16 protein-coding genes and 1 pseudogene are annotated in these 19542 nt (G+C 54.4%); 14 read left to right on the forward strand and 3 right to left on the reverse strand.

Going from position 1 to position 19542, the window contains the following annotated elements:
- The first annotated feature begins 40 nt into the window (after positions 1 to 40).
- Positions 41 to 424, forward strand: coding sequence for a hypothetical protein (locus HYG81_RS44090; RefSeq protein WP_226778675.1), 384 nt, complete (start codon positions 41 to 43; stop codon positions 422 to 424).
- Here HYG81_RS44090 and HYG81_RS44095 read toward each other — a convergent pair whose 3' ends face one another.
- Positions 425 to 3328, reverse strand: coding sequence for an AAA family ATPase (locus tag HYG81_RS44095; protein WP_226778676.1), 2904 nt, complete (start codon positions 3326 to 3328; stop codon positions 425 to 427). It abuts the gene before it with no gap.
- Positions 3318 to 4670: a metallophosphoesterase family protein gene (locus HYG81_RS44100; RefSeq protein ID WP_226778677.1), complete on the reverse strand. Its 1353-nt coding sequence runs from the start codon at positions 4668 to 4670 to the stop codon at positions 3318 to 3320. The genes HYG81_RS44095 and HYG81_RS44100 overlap by 11 nt, the downstream gene beginning before the upstream one ends.
- A 122-nt stretch (positions 4671 to 4792) precedes the next feature.
- On the opposite strand from HYG81_RS44100, the gene HYG81_RS44105 reads away from it, so the two are divergent.
- The 4 genes from HYG81_RS44105 to HYG81_RS44120 all read left to right on the forward strand — a co-directional run bounded on the left by HYG81_RS44105 (position 4793) and on the right by HYG81_RS44120 (position 8583).
- On the forward strand, positions 4793 to 5116 hold the full coding sequence (locus tag HYG81_RS44105; RefSeq protein WP_226778678.1) for a DUF6788 family protein: 324 nt from the start codon (positions 4793 to 4795) through the stop codon (positions 5114 to 5116).
- Positions 5117 to 5345: 229 nt separating this feature from the next.
- Positions 5346 to 6275, forward strand: a complete 930-nt coding sequence (locus HYG81_RS44110) for a ribonuclease H family protein (protein WP_226778679.1) — start codon at positions 5346 to 5348, stop codon at positions 6273 to 6275.
- A gap of 24 nt (positions 6276 to 6299) precedes the next feature.
- Positions 6300 to 6614 carry a hypothetical protein gene (locus HYG81_RS44115; RefSeq protein WP_006111064.1) on the forward strand — a complete coding sequence of 105 codons (315 nt, stop codon included), beginning with the start codon at positions 6300 to 6302 and terminating at the stop codon, positions 6612 to 6614.
- Positions 6615 to 7293: 679 nt separating this feature from the next.
- Positions 7294 to 8583: an orc1/cdc6 family replication initiation protein gene (locus tag HYG81_RS44120; protein ID WP_226778699.1), complete on the forward strand. Its 1290-nt coding sequence runs from the start codon at positions 7294 to 7296 to the stop codon at positions 8581 to 8583.
- A gap of 888 nt (positions 8584 to 9471) precedes the next feature.
- Here the strand turns inward: HYG81_RS44120 and HYG81_RS44125 are convergent.
- Positions 9472 to 9849 (reverse strand): hypothetical protein, encoded by a 378-nt coding sequence (locus HYG81_RS44125; RefSeq protein WP_226778680.1) that lies wholly within the window; start codon positions 9847 to 9849, stop codon positions 9472 to 9474.
- Between the two features lie 390 nt (positions 9850 to 10239).
- Here HYG81_RS44125 and HYG81_RS44130 point away from each other — a divergent pair.
- The 9 genes and pseudogenes from HYG81_RS44130 to HYG81_RS44170 all read left to right on the forward strand — a co-directional run.
- Positions 10240 to 10407: pseudogene (locus tag HYG81_RS44130) on the forward strand (HNH endonuclease); the annotation flags it as partial.
- Between the two features lie 171 nt (positions 10408 to 10578).
- Positions 10579 to 10812, forward strand: a complete 234-nt coding sequence (locus HYG81_RS44135; RefSeq protein ID WP_226778700.1) for a hypothetical protein — start codon at positions 10579 to 10581, stop codon at positions 10810 to 10812.
- Between the two features lie 67 nt (positions 10813 to 10879).
- On the forward strand, positions 10880 to 11218 hold the full coding sequence (locus tag HYG81_RS44140; RefSeq protein ID WP_006111199.1) for a hypothetical protein: 339 nt from the start codon (positions 10880 to 10882) through the stop codon (positions 11216 to 11218).
- Between the two features lie 135 nt (positions 11219 to 11353).
- Complete coding sequence (locus HYG81_RS44145; RefSeq protein ID WP_226778681.1) at positions 11354 to 13147, forward strand: DUF8186 domain-containing protein; 1794 nt, start codon at positions 11354 to 11356, stop codon at positions 13145 to 13147.
- Between the two features lie 88 nt (positions 13148 to 13235).
- Positions 13236 to 14735: a TrbL/VirB6 family protein gene (locus HYG81_RS44150; RefSeq protein ID WP_226778682.1), complete on the forward strand. Its 1500-nt coding sequence runs from the start codon at positions 13236 to 13238 to the stop codon at positions 14733 to 14735.
- A 6-nt stretch (positions 14736 to 14741) separates the two neighbouring features.
- Positions 14742 to 16115, forward strand: a complete 1374-nt coding sequence (locus tag HYG81_RS44155; RefSeq protein ID WP_226778683.1) for an ATP-binding protein — start codon at positions 14742 to 14744, stop codon at positions 16113 to 16115.
- Between the two features lie 219 nt (positions 16116 to 16334).
- Positions 16335 to 16625 (forward strand): hypothetical protein, encoded by a 291-nt coding sequence (locus HYG81_RS44160; RefSeq protein WP_226778684.1) that lies wholly within the window; start codon positions 16335 to 16337, stop codon positions 16623 to 16625.
- A 6-nt stretch (positions 16626 to 16631) separates the two neighbouring features.
- Positions 16632 to 17570 (forward strand): TraC-like domain-containing protein, encoded by a 939-nt coding sequence (locus HYG81_RS44165; protein WP_226778685.1) that lies wholly within the window; start codon positions 16632 to 16634, stop codon positions 17568 to 17570.
- A partial coding sequence (locus HYG81_RS44170; protein ID WP_226778686.1) for a VirB4 family type IV secretion system protein occupies positions 17570 to 19542 on the forward strand: 1973 nt, incomplete at its 3' end. The genes HYG81_RS44165 and HYG81_RS44170, both read left to right, overlap by 1 nt.

A 19542-nucleotide genomic window follows, 5' to 3' on the forward strand; every position in this document is an offset into this window, starting at 1 on the left:
TACGTGACTATGCGATGACGGAGATATAACGCGAAAAACCATGTTCAGCCGATTACTGCGTACACTCGGAAGCAAAGCAGATGATAGCCCAAAGGAGGATTCAGCAACGGCTTCCCCGGGCGATTCGTTCAATCACTACACAGACACAGTCGATACAATCAAACAGCTAAAGCGAGAGCAGCGCCACGACGAAGCCGAATCGTTGCTTCTCTGGTGTATTGAGCAAACTGAACAGGAGGATGCTGGTGATCCAGCGCCGTGGTATTACAAACATCTCGCAATCGTCTATCGTAAGGAGAACCGATACGAGGATGAGGTTCAGGTTATCGAGCGCTACCTCAACAACGCTTCCTCACCCCGGGAAGATCTTCAGAAGCGATTGCATCGTGCAAAGGAACTCGCAGAGAACAAAGAATCTGGATAACTACGACCAGGTTGGCTCCAGCAGTTCGCAGGGATCGTCCGGCTTCGAGTAGGGACCGTTGAACTGTCCATCGTCGAGACTCCAGTACTGGGCGCTATCTATGTGCGTATCAACTCGTTCAAGAAGTTCCGGATGGCATGTCAGCAAGAACACTTGGTTCGTATCCGCGAGTTCAGAGATCGTCTGTAGCGTTCGAACGTGATGGCTGGGGTCGAAGTTTGTCAGCGAATCATCGAGTAACACAGGGAGTGATGACTCATGGCGACGAATTCGAGCAAGACGAATCGCGAGGAAGAGCTGCTCAGCGGTGGCTCGTGATAGTTCCGCAGTTTGTTGTGTCTGTCCATCAGCGAGCACCGATTGGAAGTCGAGATTGTCAAATTCCTCAGTGGAGTCAACTTTGGTGTAGGCGTTGTCGGTAATCCGCGCGAAAATCTCGCTGGCTTCGTCGAGGAGTGGCCCAGTCGTCCGGTCAATGAATCGTTCGTGGAGTTCGTTCAGCAGGTACTCCGCGATGCGGTGCGTCGCATACTCTTCGGCAAGCGGTTCGAGCCGACGTCGTCCCGCCTCGATCGTCGCGTGGGCCTCGCGGACATCATCATCGGATGCTAGCTCTTCGAGTTCCTTCGTAAGCTCAACTCGCTCTTCAACGCATTCCGATCGCTCTGTTTCAAGACTCTCGATTGTTTCGTCGATCGTATCGAGTCGTTCTTCGATTGCCTCTCTATCAGCGTACGCCTCAATGACACGCTCGAACGCAGCGATCGCCCAGTCGTCATCGTCATGCTCCGAGTCGCGGTACGGTTCAAACGCCGGTTCGATAGCTGAGACCGTCAGTCGCCGCTGGAGTCGGACGCGAATTCCGTCACGCTGTTCCCGCGCTTCCACAAGCTCAGTGACGTTCTCACCGCGTTCGAGGAACTGGTCGACAGTACGAACGAGGGTTGCTGAATCAGCATTGGTGAGATCTGGTGCATCGTTCCACTCGGCAAGGAGATTACGGAGGTCATCTTTGCGACTGGTGACAGTCTGCTGGGCTGTAGTGACCGTTTGTGCAAGGTCGAGATCCTCTTCAATACTTTCGATAGTCGCGAACAATTTCTCTGCGTCTTCGAGCGAGTCACTATCGTCAATATCGAGAACACCGAGTTCGGATACGGTCTCGGCGGCTGCTGCGAGGTCTGAACGGAGAGTTTCCTCTTTCGTGCCGAGAGCTTCAACGTCGCCTTCCAACGTTGTGAGATCGTTCCGGAGCGATGAGAGGTCTTCATAGAACTCTCGCACGGCAGCCGGACTCGTATCGTCTGAGAGTCCAAGCTTCTCTCGAAGCGAGTCCAATTGCTCGGTCGCGGTCGAATACTCCGTTTCGAGATCCGTTTTCCGGGAGCGCAGTCCTTCAATATCGGCAGTCAGGCTGCGTTTGTCTGCCCGAAGCGTCTCGACAGATACGCCATCGACTTCAAGGGACTCGAATTCAAGCTGTGATGCAGCATACGCGCCGACGATCAGTATTATCACGAGTGTGATGACGACACCAAGAATCGCACCACCAACAACTCCCAGCGCACTTCCTATGATCAGCGCGAGTACCGTCCCACCTGCAGCGACAGGAAGCTGGTCACGAAGTGTAAGAGATGCCTCAGATGACGAGTCGGTTGCAGTGTCGATTTCGTGTTCCAGCTGTTCGTGACGAGCCGTCTTTTCGGTCAGGTTTCGCTCGACCTCGTTCAATTCGAATCGGACATCCTCACAGGTCCGCGTAATCGACCGAACCTCGTCTCGAGAGAACAGGTCGGTTTCAACATCACGGACCCGGTCAAGCAAGGAGTCGTCATCCCACCCGGGTTGCAAATCCGCTGCCCGGGAGCGAAGTTTTCGACGATCTTTCGCAAGCTCTGACCGTTGCTCCTGAAGTGAATTTACCCGCTCACGCCAGCCAGCGATTTCCCTATTATATGCCCGTATCGTAGACGTAGCATCCAGTAATCGGTCGCGATATGCTTCGGGATCCTCTACAGTAACCTGTTGAGCGAACTCCTCTTCTGCAGTCGTCAGTTCCTCCTGCACTTCCTCAAGTTGACTTTGTAGTTGCCGACCGCGGTCAAGTTGCTCTGTCGGGAACGCATCGACCTGGTCAAGGTCGGTACCATCAAGTTCAAGATTCAGCTCCTGAAGTGTCTCGAACTCCCCGTATTCCGTGAGAACCGTGTTAAGACGAGTTTGTTCCGTTGTTAGATCAGCAATCTCCTCATCGAGTTCCGCTACGCGGGAATTGACATTGTCTCGAGCAGCCTCTTTCCGATCGTGCTCGTCAACCTGAGCGACGGCGGCATCTCGCGCATCGACCCCCGACTGAATCTCGCTAATCGGCTCTTTAAGGTCATAGACCGAGCGTCCGTGTTTGCCTCCGATCGATTTCGCCCGATCACTGAATGCGGCTTGAATCTGGGGGATTGTGAGAACGTCGCCATATGCCGCACCGAGTAAGATTGCAGACAGGCTAACGTCGTCATCGAGACTCCTTGGCATACGCCGGAGTTCGTCAAGGCTAATGGTGAAGAGCTGCTGGTACTGTGCGGGCCCTAGATTGCCGAATACATCAGAGAGTGCTCGATCGGGGGAACCATTGACAGGCACTAGTGCGGGATCACCATAGCCAGTGAGTGCTAGCTCGTATTCAGCGCCATCGACTACGACATCGGCCGTGAGGTCATACTGGTCCGTTGCTGGCGGGAGACCATTGCCGCGAGGAATCCCATAGCCAAGATGACGAACCGCTTCCATAAACGTCGTTTTCCCGGCCCGTTGTGGACCAGCGATGACGGTCAATCCGCTATCGACATTTTGGAGTCGAGCTCGCCTGAAGCATCCAAAATCATCCAGATCGAGGTTCTTAATTTGCATTGTCCCTCCGCGTCGCAAGTTCGTCGATTGACCGAGTGACGGCACGGTCAATCAAATCGTCTAGCCGTTTCTCGTCCAAACCAATCCGATCCTCGGAAATGTCTTCGTGTTCTTCGTCCGCACGCCACTCCCAGACATCACCTGTTTTCGCTCGCAGTTCAGCTCGTGTCGCGTCGTCTTCTCGAATCTCGTTGGAAAGGTCAACCAGTTCGCTGATAATCTCGTCCGATTCTACCAACGTCTCGAGGTCTGGAAGTGGTGGTGCAGAGTAATCACGGACGGACTCGGTCCACACAAAGGGTGAGGCACTACTGCTGCGATCCCGCAATCGGTTGGCGAGCACATCTGTTGCTTCCTCGTCGAGCGCTTCAAACAGCTCTCCACGGCCACTCAGTGTCCATCGACACACAAACCCCTCTGGCATCCAGTCTGTCTCAGCCACCGGCATCGAAAGGGTGTCAGTGAGAGAGTCTTGGTCCGCTGCCCGGAGATCTAGCATACGCTCCTCGAGGTACCCTTCTGCATCTGCGAGGTTACGAAGGGGAGTATCATCGTCTGTACTCGCGGTACTGAGATCGACCACGATTTCTTGCCAGACAATCGGGCTCGTCGGAACAAACTCGATGTCAGGATCGCTGCCTGCATCCACGTCGACGAGCAAACAACCACCGATGGCAGTTTCGCCAATATTTCGTCCTTGTGGTATACCAGCGTACGCTGCTGGCGCTCCGTCGACCAGCTGTGGCGTATGGATGTGCCCGAGCGCCCAATAGTCGATCTCCTTCTGTGCTAAGTCGCTCGGCCCACAGGGGGCGTACCGCCGACCATCCGGATTTAGGCCCGTATGGAGCAGGCCGATATTCGGGACTGCTGTATCTGGCGGTGTGTAGTGGTAATACAGGGAGTTGCTCTCCCACTGGCTTCCATACGATTGCCCCATGATGCGAGCCTCCGGTTCATCGTCATTCGGGTACAGAACCGTTTCAACGTCGTCTGCACCGAACACATGGACATTATTGGGTAAGGGGAGTTTCTCTGCCCCTGCTCCCAATGGATCATGATTCCCATGGATGACATAACATGGGATTTCAGCGTCTTCGAGCCGCTCGAACTGATCGACGAGGAATTCATTCGCGTAGACGGAGCGCGCTTGTTGATCGTAGAGGTCGCCAGCGACGACGACGAAGTCGACATCCTTGTCGAGTGCGACTTGGATAACTCGACAGAGAGCTTCGTGTGTCGCTCGCTGCAGGCGCTCAGCCAATGATTCAGATGCCGCTTCCACAGCGCGGAGAGGACTTCCGAGATGGAAATCTGCAGTGTGGAGGAACGTGACTCCCATTCAGTGGACTGTTATATGAATCGTATATCAAGTTTCCTGTTTAATACAAATGCTATGAATAGCTCTCCAATTTAACCAACAGGACTAATGCCTTCTGCCCCAATTGTTGGTTAAGTCGTCTCATGTCGTACTCAGAACCAACGATCCCACCCGAGGTTCCCGGAGAGTTAGCGGCCTTACTCGATGAGTGTAATGCGGAAACACTCCGATCTATTGCCAAGTATGCAGATGCACTTGCAGAGTATCAAGAGCGAGAAAAGCGGATCAACGAGGGTGAAGATGAAGAGACTGCTCGAGAACACCCTGAGGATATGCCCGAAGATGTCCCCACCAAAGCGACGCTGACAGAGAAGGAAATCAACGGGAATCGATATTACTACTGGCAGTGGAGAGAAGGTGATAAAATCAAATCCCAATACAAAGGCCCAGTGAATCCGAGCGAGTGAGGATTAACCAACATTTGGTTGATCGCTAGCGCATCTGTTGGTTAATTCTGTGGACTTGTTGTTGCAGGTACCGATATCAATATCTTGCTTTATGATGGGTATCTTCCCCATATTCGGGAGAATCAGGTCTCAATAGATACTCAATTTAGAGCGTAGCTGAAGTGGCCGAGGTTAATCTTAATATTAATGTTCAAATTAGATTTAAGTCGATTGAGTATGTGTCTCCACTATGAGCGACCAATTTACCGAAGCCCTCGATCAAACAGAGGAGGCACAGGAAACCTATGCGAATCAACTCGGGATCAAACCAGAGAAGATTCCGTTTACGGCTGAAACACTTCCTGACGCGGGTATTGCGGTACGCACGAATCAAGATCTGCTCAATGAAGTTGCGAGCCACATCCTGAATCGAGCAGGTCACATCTCGATCATCGATGAACGGGGCGCTGGAAAATCTCACTTCCGCGATCTCGTCTACAATGCTCTTTCAGAGGGTCCTCGAAGCGATGAGTTCCGAGTCGCTCGAATACGGGAAGTCGAGTCTATCACGACACGTCGCTTCTATACGCGTCTTCTTGACGAACTCAGTGAGTACGATGACCTCGAGATTCCAGAGTCGTACCCTCATGCCACAGACGAAGTTCGTCAGCTTGTCGAAGAGGTTGCCGAACAACTCGAATCTCTCAATATCGGGTGTATCATCCAAGTTGACCAACTGGAAGATGCGGCACGGAATACACGAACTTTCGAGCAGCTACTAGCCGCGTTGCAGAGCGTCGGTGACCTCGGAGAAAGTGAACCTGTATTCATTCTCTTCCTGTTCGGAACTGAACGTGCTGGTGATCGAATTGACGAACTACGTGAGACGCTCAGTTCGCGACTCGTCGCAAAGGATCGAACGTTGGAACGGTTCGGATTCGCAGAAACCGAGGAACTCATCGCCAGGTGGCTTGCCTGGGCCCGTGAAGAAGAGTACGATTCTGGATATCCGTCAGACCCCTACACGGCGAATGCTATCGAGACTATCGTCGAGGTCAGTGATGGGACCCCGCGTGATACTCGACAGAAGTGCTATCATGCCTTCCGAGCTGGCGCACAGCAGTTCGCTGCCGAACGAGACGTCGAAATCACGAACGAGACGTTAGACGCATATCTTTAATATTAAGGTTAAGAATAAGGGTGTATGAGCAACGACAATCCATTCGGCGAAGCGATGGATGAGGCATCAGAGGAAAAAGACCGAGAGGACCAGCAACCTGCATCAGACTTCGATACCGAACCCTACTACGACGCGCTCAACACTGGCGTAAAGGACCACACGATAGGCGTCTCCGTGAGCGAAGAGATGCATCAGTTCTGGCGTGAACTCCAGGATACGGACGACGTCGACGTCGACCCTGCCCAGTCCATTCGGAATCATCTCGAAAATCTCGCGCATCGACATCCCGACGTGTTTGAACGAGCAATGCGAAAGCTCGAAATCGATCGCGAGATGTGATCATCAAGTTAACCAACAGAGAATTGATATCCAATCCATTGTTGGTTAACTCACTCACATAATCGAATACAGCTCTTAGATTAGTGGATACGGCTACACTATACCAGTTTCTTCGCAGTCGCGATATCAATCAAATCCACAACGACATCGTCAATTCGGCTATCCTCACCGAGGATGTCGAGGGTAGCTTCGAGATCTGTTTTCAGCTCGAACCGGCGACGAATGAGTCAGAGTTTACACTTCGATGCCGGGGTGTCAGACGCATAGCTTACACTTCGATGACGGGGGAGGCGGAGACCGTGTCGAAGAACAGACACTCAGATTCGCACGAAGTTGAGGCGAACCTCATTACACATCGATGGCGGGGGGCCTCTTATCAAATGTACTTCGGTGACGGTTCTATCACAGAGAGCGTGAAACAGGATATTACGGGGATAGGTTAGTTATATCGCCCGAATAAACATCGACGGGGGTGAATCTTTTTAACGCTCCGGCGTACACTAAGCGTATGACCGGTAGTGATCAAGACGGGACGGATCAATCTCTCCTTGGTGAAGGAACGCATTCTAGAGTTGACGAAGAACAAATAGAAACTGCTCATGAAGAAGCTGTCGGAGACACGGTGCCGGACCAAGATAAAGTAACTACTGAAGACAGTACTCAGCGATCGATCCGGGACATGCTCGACGATGAGGGGGAGACATCAGTCTTCGTCAATCGAGACCTTGTCGAGCCAGACACAATCATCGATGAGGAGCGAATCGTCGGTCGTGACGATCAACTTGAATCTGTTGTCTCATTTCTGAAGCCGACACTCCAAGGAAATCGCCCCCCGAATATGCTGTTATACGGTCCTGCTGGGACAGGGAAATCACTCATCATCGGGGCAGTCACACAACAAATTATCGAGCTCTGTCAATCGAAGGGCAAACGCTTCGGTGTAGTTGATATCAACTGCCAGCCGATCAACACCCTCGACCAAGCAGTCTTCGAGCTCGTCCAGACCGTTGCGAAGGACGTCGACGCGAAGATCGGCGTACCTGAAACAGGCGTATCGACGAAGCAGAAATATCGACGACTGTATAAACTTATCAACGAGCACTATGACTCGGTCATTTTCATCCTCGACGAGATTGACCTCTTGGTCGGCCGGCGAGCAAACGACGAACCTGCCTATTCAAAACTGCTCTACCAGCTGTCACGAGCGAGTAATACAAACGAAATCGAAGGGCAGGTATCAGTTGCTGCACTGACGAATGACCCGAAGTTTATGGAGGACATCGACGGTCGTGCCGAGAGTTCATTTAATCCGCGAGATGTCTATTTCCCAGATTATGATGCGAATCAATTACGCCAGATACTCGAAAATCGTCGTGATGCCTTTCGGTCTGATGCATTAACTGACGACGTATTACCCCTCGTATCGGCATTTGCAGCACAGAGTCATGGGGACGCACGAAAAGCGATTGACTTGTTTCGCGGTGCCGGTGATCTCGCGGATGAACGTGGTGACGAGAAGGTTCGCGAAGACCATGTCCGCGAATCCCAGGAGGAAATTGACAAGGATCGGTCATTAAAACTTGTTGAGGGACTAACGACCCAAAAAAAGATCTCACTTTACGCGACAGCCTCTGTTGCGCATTTCTCGAATTGGTCAGGGAGTTCCGTTCCGAGTCCAGTTGGATTCAGGGTCTATCAATGGATTACCGAAGAAATAGATGCTGACCAAATGACCCGCGAGACATACGTCAAGTATGTCAAAGAACTCTCCACGTATGGTCTGATCTCGTCCTCCCGGAAGAGTCGAGGGCGTGGTGGCGGAATGTACATGGAGTTCACCTTCACAGGAGATCCCGCAGCAATGATGAACCGGATTGTCGATGATACTCGAATGGAAGCAGTTTCCGATCAAGAAGAACTCCTCCGAACTGTCATCAACTCACAGTTAAAGAAGTTCCATAATCAGTGAGTTAGCGGTGGGCCACGCAGAGGAACTTCTCGATCCCCCACCCCCCGTCTTCGATGTGTAAACTTGGATCCAATCCGATAAGGACACATCTCAAGGTCAGCAAAGTGTTACTGGCACAATCAATGAGTGAAAAATCAGGGGCGTTATCAAGCTTCCTCAAGAACTGCGACAGAAGACTGCATCCCAATGTTCTCGTGAACACCCTCCCCCCGTCATCGAAGTGTAAACGGCAGAAAGAGGTGAAGGTCGAAGATCGGGATGTGAGGTTGTATCGGCATCAGAGGACACAAGAACGGAGATATCGCAACAAACAACCATTGTGACGGTCTCGATGAGAAGAGAAACTACGCTCAGTTCGTCGGAGTTGATTTCTTCCTCACCTTGCTATCAGGTCTATTGCGGATATGGTTATTACGCTTACTATATAAAACCTTGCCAGACTAGAGACAACCATGAATTAGAACGTGAATCTACTGTTTGAGACCGCCTCTACTGTGTATACCTCCTTTTTCGTCGTTTTTCGCTCTTCTCACGTTCTGCCCCCACTCCTCTCGCAGGGTTTTACACATCGATGACGGGGGGGGAGTGTGGGGAGGTCGAGTCTTACCCGCAGGATACCCTCACTGGCAAGCCGGCATCGACTGCACTTACTGATATCTTCAATAGTCGCTTCTTCTCACTGTCCGATGACGCTTACCGTCGCTACGATCAAGGACCTTCCAGATAAGTTCGCTGTATCATCCCTCACTACTCGATGATAATCCTTGTCTGCTTTTCAATTGCAATATCGTATCTCTTTTTCATGAGTGTCGGCTAACATCGGCTCAGCTGTTAACCCCGCGACTTTAGGTGCGGGAGGAGGTCAATTGCAACCCTAAGTCTCAATAGTTACTCGGTAGAGTCTTTTGGATCGACGGGTGCGATGTACTTGTTCTTCCAGGAATTCCCCTCGCGCCACTGCCAGTAGTAATATTTGTAGCCGGGTTTCGTTTCCTTGACCGTGATGTACGCACCACTGGTGGCTACTCCCTCATAGTCAGTGGGATCGGTCGAAATCCCCCGTTCTTCGAGGGTGGTTTGTTCATCGTCAGTGATTGAGTCACGTTCTCGAGTTTCAGTGACTTCACGCTCGCGTTCGGAGCGTTTCCAGTGGGCAAGTTGGTCAGCATATGTACTCACTTGGTCGAGGCGGTCGGGTGGTTGGCGTTCGAGTGGCTCGCGGAGGGTCTTTGGAAGATCGGGAGGTTCTGGTTTCTCTGCGGTCATCCCGGTTCTGCGTTACCCCACAGCGCGTAGAATTATATACATTGTGGGGTAACGCCCTTGCCATTTGTCCAGGTAACTATATATGATCGGACACAAACTGTCGGATTATATGCGTCGTCGGGGAGTCCTCACTAGGTCAAGCGCCGCTTTCACCGGGACCGGGGTAGCTGGGTGTCTTGGTTCGGACACTGACAAAAGCGTGCTCAAGGGGGTTACTGAGGTCGGCTGGGTTCTCGAGATCACAGTATCGGTAGTCGAGCACGACTTTGGCGAGCTGCAAGCGAGGGTCGATATCGAATGAGTACACTCGAGGCCCAGATTGAGTCACGCTACGACGATCCTGATGCGTATTCAGGGAATCGTCCGCCAGACTGGGAAGCCCGCCGAAAAATGGTATACCGCCATGACAACTGGACATGCCAAGCGTGCGGTCGACAAAGCGGCCCGCATGCGGGTGACGAGGGGGTTCGGCTCCACGCCCACCACATCGTTCCGTTGTCGAAGGGTGGATCGAACCGGCTGTCGAATCTGGAAACACTGTGTGAACCATGCCACCAGACCCAACACGACCACGATATCTTTACTGGCGACTGGGTCGGTGATGGCCCGCGCGTGTATACGGTTGGGTCACTGCGAGCAACTGCACGCGGGATTTTTGCTGCGCTGGTAATCGCTCTGTGGATCGTCCTCGTTGCTCGGCTGATCGCGCTCTCCGGAGGATATCCCCCGATGACAGTGGGGAGAGAGACTGTACTCCTGGTAGGAGCGACGCTTCTGGGAAGTGTGGTAATCATTTCAAAACCACTCCTCGTCACGAGTGTACTGGGAATCGTGGCCGCTACGATAACGGCATTTGCCTGGGCCGACTTTGGATTGAGCCCCGAAGTCGGACTCATTGGGGCGATTGCGTGGCCGCCAGTCGTCCTCGGAGCATGGGCAATTGCCTGTGGCTATATACAGTGATCGGTTTACTTGTATCCATACCTGCACCTATGATTAAATCTAAATACTAGCACCTAAGAGAGCGAGTATGGCACGCAAAACGAAAGGTGCCCGAGTCCTGACCGTCCTGTTCGCATTCATTGCAACTACTGGGATAGCTGCTGCCCAGCAGAGCGAGATCAACAATTCCTTGTCGGAGATTGAGTCATTCGTCGCAACAACGCTCGGCCAGATCGGTGTCATCGTCTTTCTCGTGGGTGCCGCTGCCTGGTTCGTCTCCCGCAAACATGCCGACCGTGCCCAGTGGGGCTGGCGAGGGATGTGGGGCGGCGCTGGGATGATCGTCCTCTCAGTTAGCTACAACGTGTTCGTGACGCTCTTCGAAAACCTCGCCCCGGGGATGGTTACACCCTGGATCGCCTTCTAAGTAGCACAGCTAATAGAATCACGACTTACCCCCAATCGACCCCCTTTCACCCCACCACGAATGGATGGCCAACGATTGTCGCTTGTACTGCTGCTCGTTGTCTCCTTGGCTCTTTCAATTAGTGGTGCAGCGACGATGTCCACCGCGGAGACGACGGCCAACGACACAGACGTCTTCATCTCCGATAAACCGGATCCCGAAGCTGGCTCAGTCCCACCGTTCGTACTCCCAGACCTCGAGGACGTCGATGAAGAAGAGAATATCTCGGTAGCAGAGCTGAGTCAGACCCGCGATTTCTCCTATTCGACGACCCAACCCCCGTATCAGGTCGGCCCGGATCAGCAGACACTGCAAGAGTACCGCCTTGAGCAACTCGAATCGATCGAGCGCAACGAGTCGACGAGTCTCTGGTTCCCAGACTCGGAACGCTCGAACGGCACGCTCGTAACGGACGCTCACGTAACGATCCTTGGAACCGAAGAAGGGACCCAGACCCGTCTCGAGTCGAAGGCGGATGACCAAGAGGACAACGAGAGTGAGTTATTGTTGGTACCGCGTGACGGGACGGTCTACACCCACCTTGATTATTCGACTCGTATCCCGGAGGGGACCTGCACTACGACCAATGAGACCCGGACCTGCCTCAACGTCACACTCCTCGATCAAGAAACCGATCGGACACTTGAGATTGGGTCCCAATCCTGGAGTGGCGATCCAGAGACGCCCCACCAGCTCGACTACGCGGACGCGAATGCGAGCGGGGCGACAACGCTGGAGGTGGAAGCGACGATCACCTCGAGGCTTGCAGTCCAGGAAACCACCTACGTCCGTGAGGGGACTGACTGGATGCTGTCGAATACAACCGACAATGAGACACTCGAGCTCTCCCACACGGTCCAAGACGAGGCTCCCGTTGTCGTCACGACGAACCAAGAGCTGTCGATCGAGCAGACGATAATCGAATCAGACGACGGCATTGACCGGCTCATCCTCGAGTTCGATGGCCCGGAGACGCTCCATGACCGTCGGCTCTGGAGTACTGCGACGTTCGAAGAAGGCGCTGGCAAGATCGAGAATATCTGGGGCGTCTACTCACAGCGCCAGTATGAGACCGCCACGCAGGGTCATCGGCCAGGTGATGAGCTACCGATTTCGCCGGATCAAATCGAGTCCGAAACGACGGTACCAGTGCTCAACGCCGCATCGTCGGGAGTGTCGACAGGGAATGAGACGCTCAAGCAACAACCAGCGCCAGCGACCCAACAGGAAACCGTTCCGTTCCCGAACACCCTCGAGAAGCAACTCGTCGCACAGCGAGAGGACCCCACGCTTGAGGGAGAACCAACCAACCTCGTAAACCCACCAGAACTAGCTAGTTCGAATAGCTTCAGCTTCGCATCCGAGCCAGCACCACACGATGAGGACGTCAATCTCTCCTCGGTCGAACCGCGTGGACAGACGACGCTCACCATTACAAACGCAGAGCAGCCGATCACAGAGGTTCGCGACATCCACGGCGATCCAATACCGGTATCGACACAGACTGTCCAAGAGCGCGCCGCTCAACTCGAAACGGAGATCCTCAACGACACGCACACAGAGTTCCACCTTTTCGTGGAAGATACCGGCGAGGCGCTTGGCAACAAGACACTCTGGCTCCACGGTGCTGCCCAGGGACAGGTTACGACCGACTCGGACGGAACCGCAGTCGTCGAACGGAGTGACCTCTACGTGAGGGCTTCGTTTACGGGCGAGACCGATCCAGCGGAAGAGGTGTACTACAGTCCAGTTGAGACGCAGGCCACATTCCAGCCAGAGGCGTTCAACATTTACCAGCTACTGATGAGCTTCACTGGAGCGTTCGTCTCGATCATTGCCTTCGTGATTTTGTACATTCCGTTCGCGTACATGCGGGGTGCAAACAAATGACCGTTCGAACTCGATCCAGTACAGTGTGGGTGCACACCCACTCCACAGCTTCCGCGCTGACGGCCACAACAGAGACCCTGCCAAACCAATGACCATTCCCAGACTGCCCGTTCCGATCAAAGGCATCACCAAAAGCGTCGACCCCACGATACTGGGGTCGGTCCAGAAGAGTTTCCCCGTCCTTCTAGGTGATCCCGCCATCACCGTCGCGTTCGTCAGTGATTGGATCGCCGACTTCTTCATCTACATTTTGACTGGGATCCTGGGATTCATCACTACCCTCGTTGCGGGCGGGATGGAGTCGTTCATCATCTTCGATAGTCCCTATAATGATCCGGCAATGCAGGGTGCCTTTGAGCACAATCTGACAATTTTCCCTCAACTGCTGGTGATCGTCTTCATGGCTGGGATCGCCTCCGCTCCGTTCTCCGATCAGCGGGAAGTGACGAACTTCATGCTGGTCTGGAAAACGTTGAAGGTAATCATCTTCGTCGCCGTCGGCCGTCAGATCATGCACTTTGGTCTTCTTCTGACAAACGCGATAATCCTGCACATTTACACCGACGACTACGGTGACGCGTTCGGCCCCGAAGTGCTCGAGGCTGGATTTGAAGGGGCAGCTTCGCTGGGTGCGGGGGCCATCATCGGTGGGATCATAATCAACTTGGTCTCCGTCGCAGGCATCCTGCTCGCGCTCGGAGTCTTTGTGTTCCGAGAGTTCCTCTTCCACGCGACATTCATCTTACTCCCTGTTCTTGGGGCCATGTTGTACCTGGATTTCGGTCCACTCCGCCACAGCTCGGCGATCGCGAAAACGCTCTTGCGAGCGACAGCGTACATGCTGCTTGCAGGGATCGTGATGGCGGGGCTACTCCAAACAGGTGCGGCAGCCGTCGGCGCGTATTCGGATGTCGCCGTCCAGGGTGAGGAAATGACTGAGGCAGAGTTTGGCGAACTCATCGAAGCAATGCTCTTCTGGCTGATCGGACTGCTCGCCCCTGCCCTCGTCGGCCTCAAAGCTGCCGCGATGGCAGGGATGTCGCCGAGAGGTCTCGGCCGTCGGAGTGCAAAGAGCAGTTCGAAGTCGCAAGCTCAGAGCTCTTCAACGAACCAGTCGGGTGGAAAATCGCGACGTACTGCACTGATGGAACAGGCGAGGTACGGAGGGGCGAGAGGGGCCAAGTGGGGCGACAGTTTAACGGGTGGAAGGGGGAGCAGTGCTGCCAGCAGCGTGGGATCACGCGTCGGCCAAACGAAAGCAGCAGTTGGGAGTGCAGCCGCATCGAAAACCCCACGCGCTGCCAGTGTAGGCAAAAAATTAGGCTCTGGTGCAAAAAAAGGTGGAAAGCGCGCAGCTTCGGACGTGAAAGCTGGAGTCTCCTACGGACCTCGAAATCTTCACGAATCCCCGACCGAGTGGGCGGCGGCCGGGTTGGAACGCTATCGGGAAAACCCCGTTATCGACACGTCCACTCAACAATCGACCAGTGGTGGCGCAGTCGAAGCCAGCACCAACGCTGCCGACACATCGCCAGACCCGGAATCGAGTCAACAGACACTGGATAAATACGACAACAAGAATAACTAACGGAAGATGGACAGAGCATCTCCACCCAAGAGTGTCCTAAAGAAAGTCGTTGTCGGCAGCATTTCTTTGAGTCTCTTTACTGCGAACTATGTAGCTGCTCCACTGGGAATCGTTCGTCTTGTTGCGTATTTTTCCAACCCGATTGTAGCGCTACTCGCAATCCCTGCTATTTGGATGGTTCCCACGTTTACTGCAGAGCTTTTGACTGCTGGTATCTACCCTCTTTATGACGAGGAGGAACATGCGGATCGTATCTGGGTGGTTGGAACTTTCATTGGAACAGCGATATTGACAGCAGTGTGGTTCCTACCTGTCTGGGAGACTAACTGGCCCACCCTCGAAAGCATCCTTGCACCGCTCCGAGTCTCTTCTATGTTTGAAAACTCTTGGTATATGGGAGCCAGCTGGCTTGCGTGTGTTCCACTGATGCTATCTATGGGTATTGGAGCTGTCACAGAAACTATCGAAGAGAAAAACTCGACGGGAGAAGTGGAGCAGACGGACGCAGTGGACGCGGCTGCTCAGAGAGAGAAAACCGAGACCAAACACAAGAAGACGCCTCACCCCAGCAATGGAGCGACTCAAGAGCAACCCATTCCCTCCCAACTCCAATATGGCTGGCAGTCTGCGCCCGACACAGGATTTGCGGACGTTGGTGGGATGGAGTCACTCAAAACGGAGGTTGAGCGCTCGGTGATCCGTCCGTTGACCCGGCTGGATGCCGCATACGAACGCTTCAACATCTCCCCACCGAACGGCATTCTCTTCTACGGTCCTCCAGGGACAGGTAAGACGCTGTTCGCTCGAGCCATTGCTGGCGAACTCGGCCACCCGTATCTCGAACTCTCGGCAGGCGATATCAAATCGCGCTGGGTCAATGAATCCACCGAGCAGGTCAACCGACTGTTCGCGGAGGCCGCACAGTTCGATCGGTGTGTGATCTTCATCGACGAGATCGACGCGCTGCTTGCCTCCCGTGAAAGCGACGTCAATCGCGAGCACACCCAGGTCGTCAACGAGTTCCTCGCTCACCTGGACGCCGACGATCCGAATTACCTCGTGATCGCAGCTACGAACCGCGCTGAACTCCTTGATGAGGCGGCCACTCGTCGGGGTCGCTTTGACCAGCAGTACGAACTCGGACTTCCAGATCGCGACGCTCGAGAGGCCATTTTCCGCGTCCGGCTCGACGAGCTGCCGACGGACCTTGACAACAACGCATATAGGAAGATGGCCGAGCAGACAGAAGGGGTCAGTAGCGCAGATATCGCTGGGATTGTCGACGACGCCGCGATGCGCGCCGCCGAACGCGACGCTGACGAACTCACGCTCGAGGATCTCCACATGTCACTCCCAGACCAACCAGACCAACGGTCTTGAGACCGTGCCCAGCAAGGGTAGGCGGGATCGCAATATCGTTCAAAATATGCGCTTCATTGGAACATCAAAGTTGGGAGTAACTTTTAACTAGATATCCATAAGACGTACAGATTGCCTATGGAAACATTCCCTATCGCAGGGCGTGTCGTTAATACGAAGTTGGTTTTCGGGTTGACCGCCCGAGAAGCTGGCGAGGTTCTCGTGGTTCCATTCCTGGCTATGGGTATCGCCCAAAGCCTCGGCTTCACTGGGACACTGTTCCTGGGTGCCGGCGGGATCGGACTCGCCATCGGCATCCTCACCCTACTGGTTTCCCCTGCTGGCCAACGACCCATCAGCTACGCCCGTGCCGCCGCCGAGTACCATCTCGGGTCGAACGAGTACCACAACCGGAGAACGCGACCCGAACTAGAGACACCCGTCGCCCAGGATGTCGTCTACGTTCGGCAGGCTGGCCTCGATATCGAGACGATCGAAGCCGAGCAGGAAGCGGAAGCCGACAGACGGTGATCGACAATGGGAACTGCACCCACCGACGAGACAGCCTCTGGATCACACGAAGAGGATGAGGAGCCCGTTGTCCAGCCGACTGCCAGCAGTGACCACACGCCGCCTACACCCGAGTCCGACCTCGAGGTCCTACGAGCACTCGACAAATTCCTTGACGATATCGACACGGACCTCCCAACCGCTCGAGAGCGCTCCCGAGCGCGTGATCACTTCGACCTCAAGGATCGCCTTGGTGGATCGACAACGACCCAGGAGACACTCAGCTTCGACTACGTCCGGGAGGATGGCATCGCCGTCGACGGAGACAGCTATATCGGCCTCTTGAAAGTCCATCCGCAGAACTGGCTCTCGCTCAGTGAACAGGCCAGACACGACACGATGAGCGCGTATATGTCCTTCCTGATGTCGCTTGAGTTCAGCGTGGCTGTCCCCTGCTACCCGAAAACGTTCGACCTTACGGGGCATCTCGAGCGCTTCTACACGGCATCATCGAGTACGACTACTCGAGAGGAGACGCCGATCCTCCAGTATGGACGGAAGTTCTACATCCAGTGGGCGAGCGACCGGATCAGAGACGCCGACCTCAAACAACGCGATTTCTACATCGTCACCCGTGTCGACGCCGATCAAGTCCACAAGAATCTCGACACGGGAAGCGTTCTGAGCCAGCTTGGCGATCTCCCGCTTATCGGCGCTGCCTGCTCACGAGTGCTCGCCTATACGCCATTCGGCAATTCGCACGAGGATGCACGAACTGAACTCTGCATTCGCGAAGTGAGACAGCGACAGCGCCGGATTATAAACAAGCTCGGCCGGACGGAGGTCTCGATCGACCAGATAACCGACCGTCAAGAAACCATGGAGATCCTGTACCACTACTACAACCATGTCGACCCGCAGTTCGAGAAGTTCAATCAAGCGACCAAAACGGAGGGTGAGTACTGATGGGCCTCCTCTCAGGGCTTCGTTCTCGTCTTACCCCGGGTAGTAAGCACACGCTCAAGGAGATCGATGACGAGACGTTCGACCGGGCAGCAGCGATCGTCGAGGCTAACGGCGATGACCTTACCAAGGAAAACATCCGCGAGCAAGCCGAGCATCTCCTCGAACTCGAGGAGGTAGACGAAGGTGAGTTCCGACTGGGTGTCGTCCAGGACAACACCGAACAGTCGCTTGCCGACCGGGATATTATCGCCCCACGAAAGCTGAAAGAGGTCTCCAACTTCTTCGAATCGGGGTACATGATTCGAAACGACAAGTTCGTCCGTACGTTGACGATTCACGGCTACCCCGAACGCGTCCCCTTGGGCTGGCTCGATGAACTGTATACGACGAACGATCACGTTCGGGTCACTCAACACATCCAGCCACGCGATACCGGCTCCGTCCTCCGTAAGTTGCAGAAACGCCTTACCCAGTTACGGGCTCGCCTCCACAAGAAACACGAGAAGAGCCAGACCGACACCCACGAGGAGGAGGCCGACCGCGACATGGTCCAGGAGCTCATCTGGGACATCATCCTCGGGGAGACGAAGCTGTTTGACTTCGCGATCTACATCGAAGTGGTTGCCGACACCGAACAGGAGCTCAACGAGGCAACCGAACGCGTCGTTGATTCGCTCAGTACCGCGAACGCGGAAGCAGTCCCCCTCGAGAAACGTCAAGTCGAATCACAGGATGCGCTTGGCCCCCTTGGTGACGATCCGATCAAGTCGACCCAGTTGATGCAGGAGACCGCCATCGGCACGATGTTTCCGTTCATTGAGCCGGTGATTACCGATTCCGAGGGAATCTTCTATGGGTTTGACACAACGGATACACCCGTAATCCTGGACAGATACGAGCTCTCCTCGTACTCGAAAGCAATCGCCGGCACAATGGGTTCCGGAAAGACGTTCGCCGAGAAACACGAGATGTACCATCGGTTGATGATGGACCCCGAGATCGAGATGCTGGTTCTCGATCCGCTTGGAGACTTCGTCGACTTCGCGAACGATCTTGGTGGGCAAGTGATCCGCTTCGGCGGCGATAACACAGTCAACCCCCTCGAGATCCAGCGGGGTATCGACGACGCTGTGGACGATCCATTTAAGAAGAAATTGCGCTCGGTGATGGAGCTGTTTCGCATCCATTTCTCGGCGGTGGCCGAGCAGTCGTTAAGCAAGGAACAGGAGGGAATCCTGCGGCGAGCGGTCCGACTTGCCTACCTCCAGTACGGTATCACGGAAGAGACAGCGACCCACGAGAACACGAGCCCGACGATCGAGGACCTCCTTGACATCCTCGCAGAAATCGCCGACGGTGGCCTGCCATCGGAATTCCTGGAACTCCACGAGGATGCGAACGACGAGCGAGTGTGGCCCGAGATTGACCAGCTCGAGACACGATTTCGGGATGGCGACGAGCAGTACGCTTACCAATTATTGCTTGGTCTCGAGGCGTTCCAGAAGGGCGGCGAGAACGACAATCTGACCGGCCGGACGAACGTCGAACTCGACAACCGTTTAGTCGTCATCGACATGTCGATGTTTGCCGACACGGGGCAAGCACCACTGTTTATGCACGTGATGTTCGACTGGATCTACCAGCGAGCGGCCAGCGATCACGACCGCCGGACGCAGGTGACGATCGACGAGGCACACTACCTGTTGCGGCGGGAGGCGACGACAGACATGATCGATCTGTTCATCAGACACAGTCGTCATTTCAACACGGCAATCACGCTTATCTCCCAGACTGTCGATGAGTTCGTCGCCCAGTCGGACGGCCAGTCCAAGGAGGCCGCCGAGAAAGCGCGCAACGTATACAATCTCTGTGATATCAAGCAAATCTTTCACCACGAGTCGGTCAGCGACGAGATGATCGACTTTCACGACCTTAACCCTTCCGAGCAAACGTTCCTTACGACGGCCCAGAC

Origin of the sequence: Natrinema zhouii (genome assembly GCF_013456555.2) — an archaeon.
Lineage (GTDB): Archaea > Halobacteriota > Halobacteria > Halobacteriales > Natrialbaceae > Natrinema > Natrinema zhouii.

Bases quoted from the DNA above. Each gene is read 5' to 3' on its own strand.
- HYG81_RS44090 (WP_226778675.1), top strand. From the start codon at position 41: ATGTTCAGCCGATTACTGCGTACACTCGGAAGCAAAGCAGATGATAGC.
- HYG81_RS44095 (WP_226778676.1), bottom strand. From the start codon at position 3,328: ATGCAAATTAAGAACCTCGATCTGGATGATTTTGGATGCTTCAGGCGA.
- HYG81_RS44100 (WP_226778677.1), bottom strand. From the start codon at position 4,670: ATGGGAGTCACGTTCCTCCACACTGCAGATTTCCATCTCGGAAGTCCT.
- HYG81_RS44105 (WP_226778678.1), top strand. From the start codon at position 4,793: ATGTCGTACTCAGAACCAACGATCCCACCCGAGGTTCCCGGAGAGTTA.
- HYG81_RS44110 (WP_226778679.1), top strand. From the start codon at position 5,346: ATGAGCGACCAATTTACCGAAGCCCTCGATCAAACAGAGGAGGCACAG.
- HYG81_RS44115 (WP_006111064.1), top strand. From the start codon at position 6,300: ATGAGCAACGACAATCCATTCGGCGAAGCGATGGATGAGGCATCAGAG.
- HYG81_RS44120 (WP_226778699.1), top strand. From the start codon at position 7,294: ATGCTCGACGATGAGGGGGAGACATCAGTCTTCGTCAATCGAGACCTT.
- HYG81_RS44125 (WP_226778680.1), bottom strand. From the start codon at position 9,849: ATGACCGCAGAGAAACCAGAACCTCCCGATCTTCCAAAGACCCTCCGC.
- HYG81_RS44135 (WP_226778700.1), top strand. From the start codon at position 10,579: ATGACAGTGGGGAGAGAGACTGTACTCCTGGTAGGAGCGACGCTTCTG.
- HYG81_RS44140 (WP_006111199.1), top strand. From the start codon at position 10,880: ATGGCACGCAAAACGAAAGGTGCCCGAGTCCTGACCGTCCTGTTCGCA.
- HYG81_RS44145 (WP_226778681.1), top strand. From the start codon at position 11,354: ATGTCCACCGCGGAGACGACGGCCAACGACACAGACGTCTTCATCTCC.
- HYG81_RS44150 (WP_226778682.1), top strand. From the start codon at position 13,236: ATGACCATTCCCAGACTGCCCGTTCCGATCAAAGGCATCACCAAAAGC.
- HYG81_RS44155 (WP_226778683.1), top strand. From the start codon at position 14,742: ATGGACAGAGCATCTCCACCCAAGAGTGTCCTAAAGAAAGTCGTTGTC.
- HYG81_RS44160 (WP_226778684.1), top strand. From the start codon at position 16,335: ATGGGTATCGCCCAAAGCCTCGGCTTCACTGGGACACTGTTCCTGGGT.
- HYG81_RS44165 (WP_226778685.1), top strand. From the start codon at position 16,632: ATGGGAACTGCACCCACCGACGAGACAGCCTCTGGATCACACGAAGAG.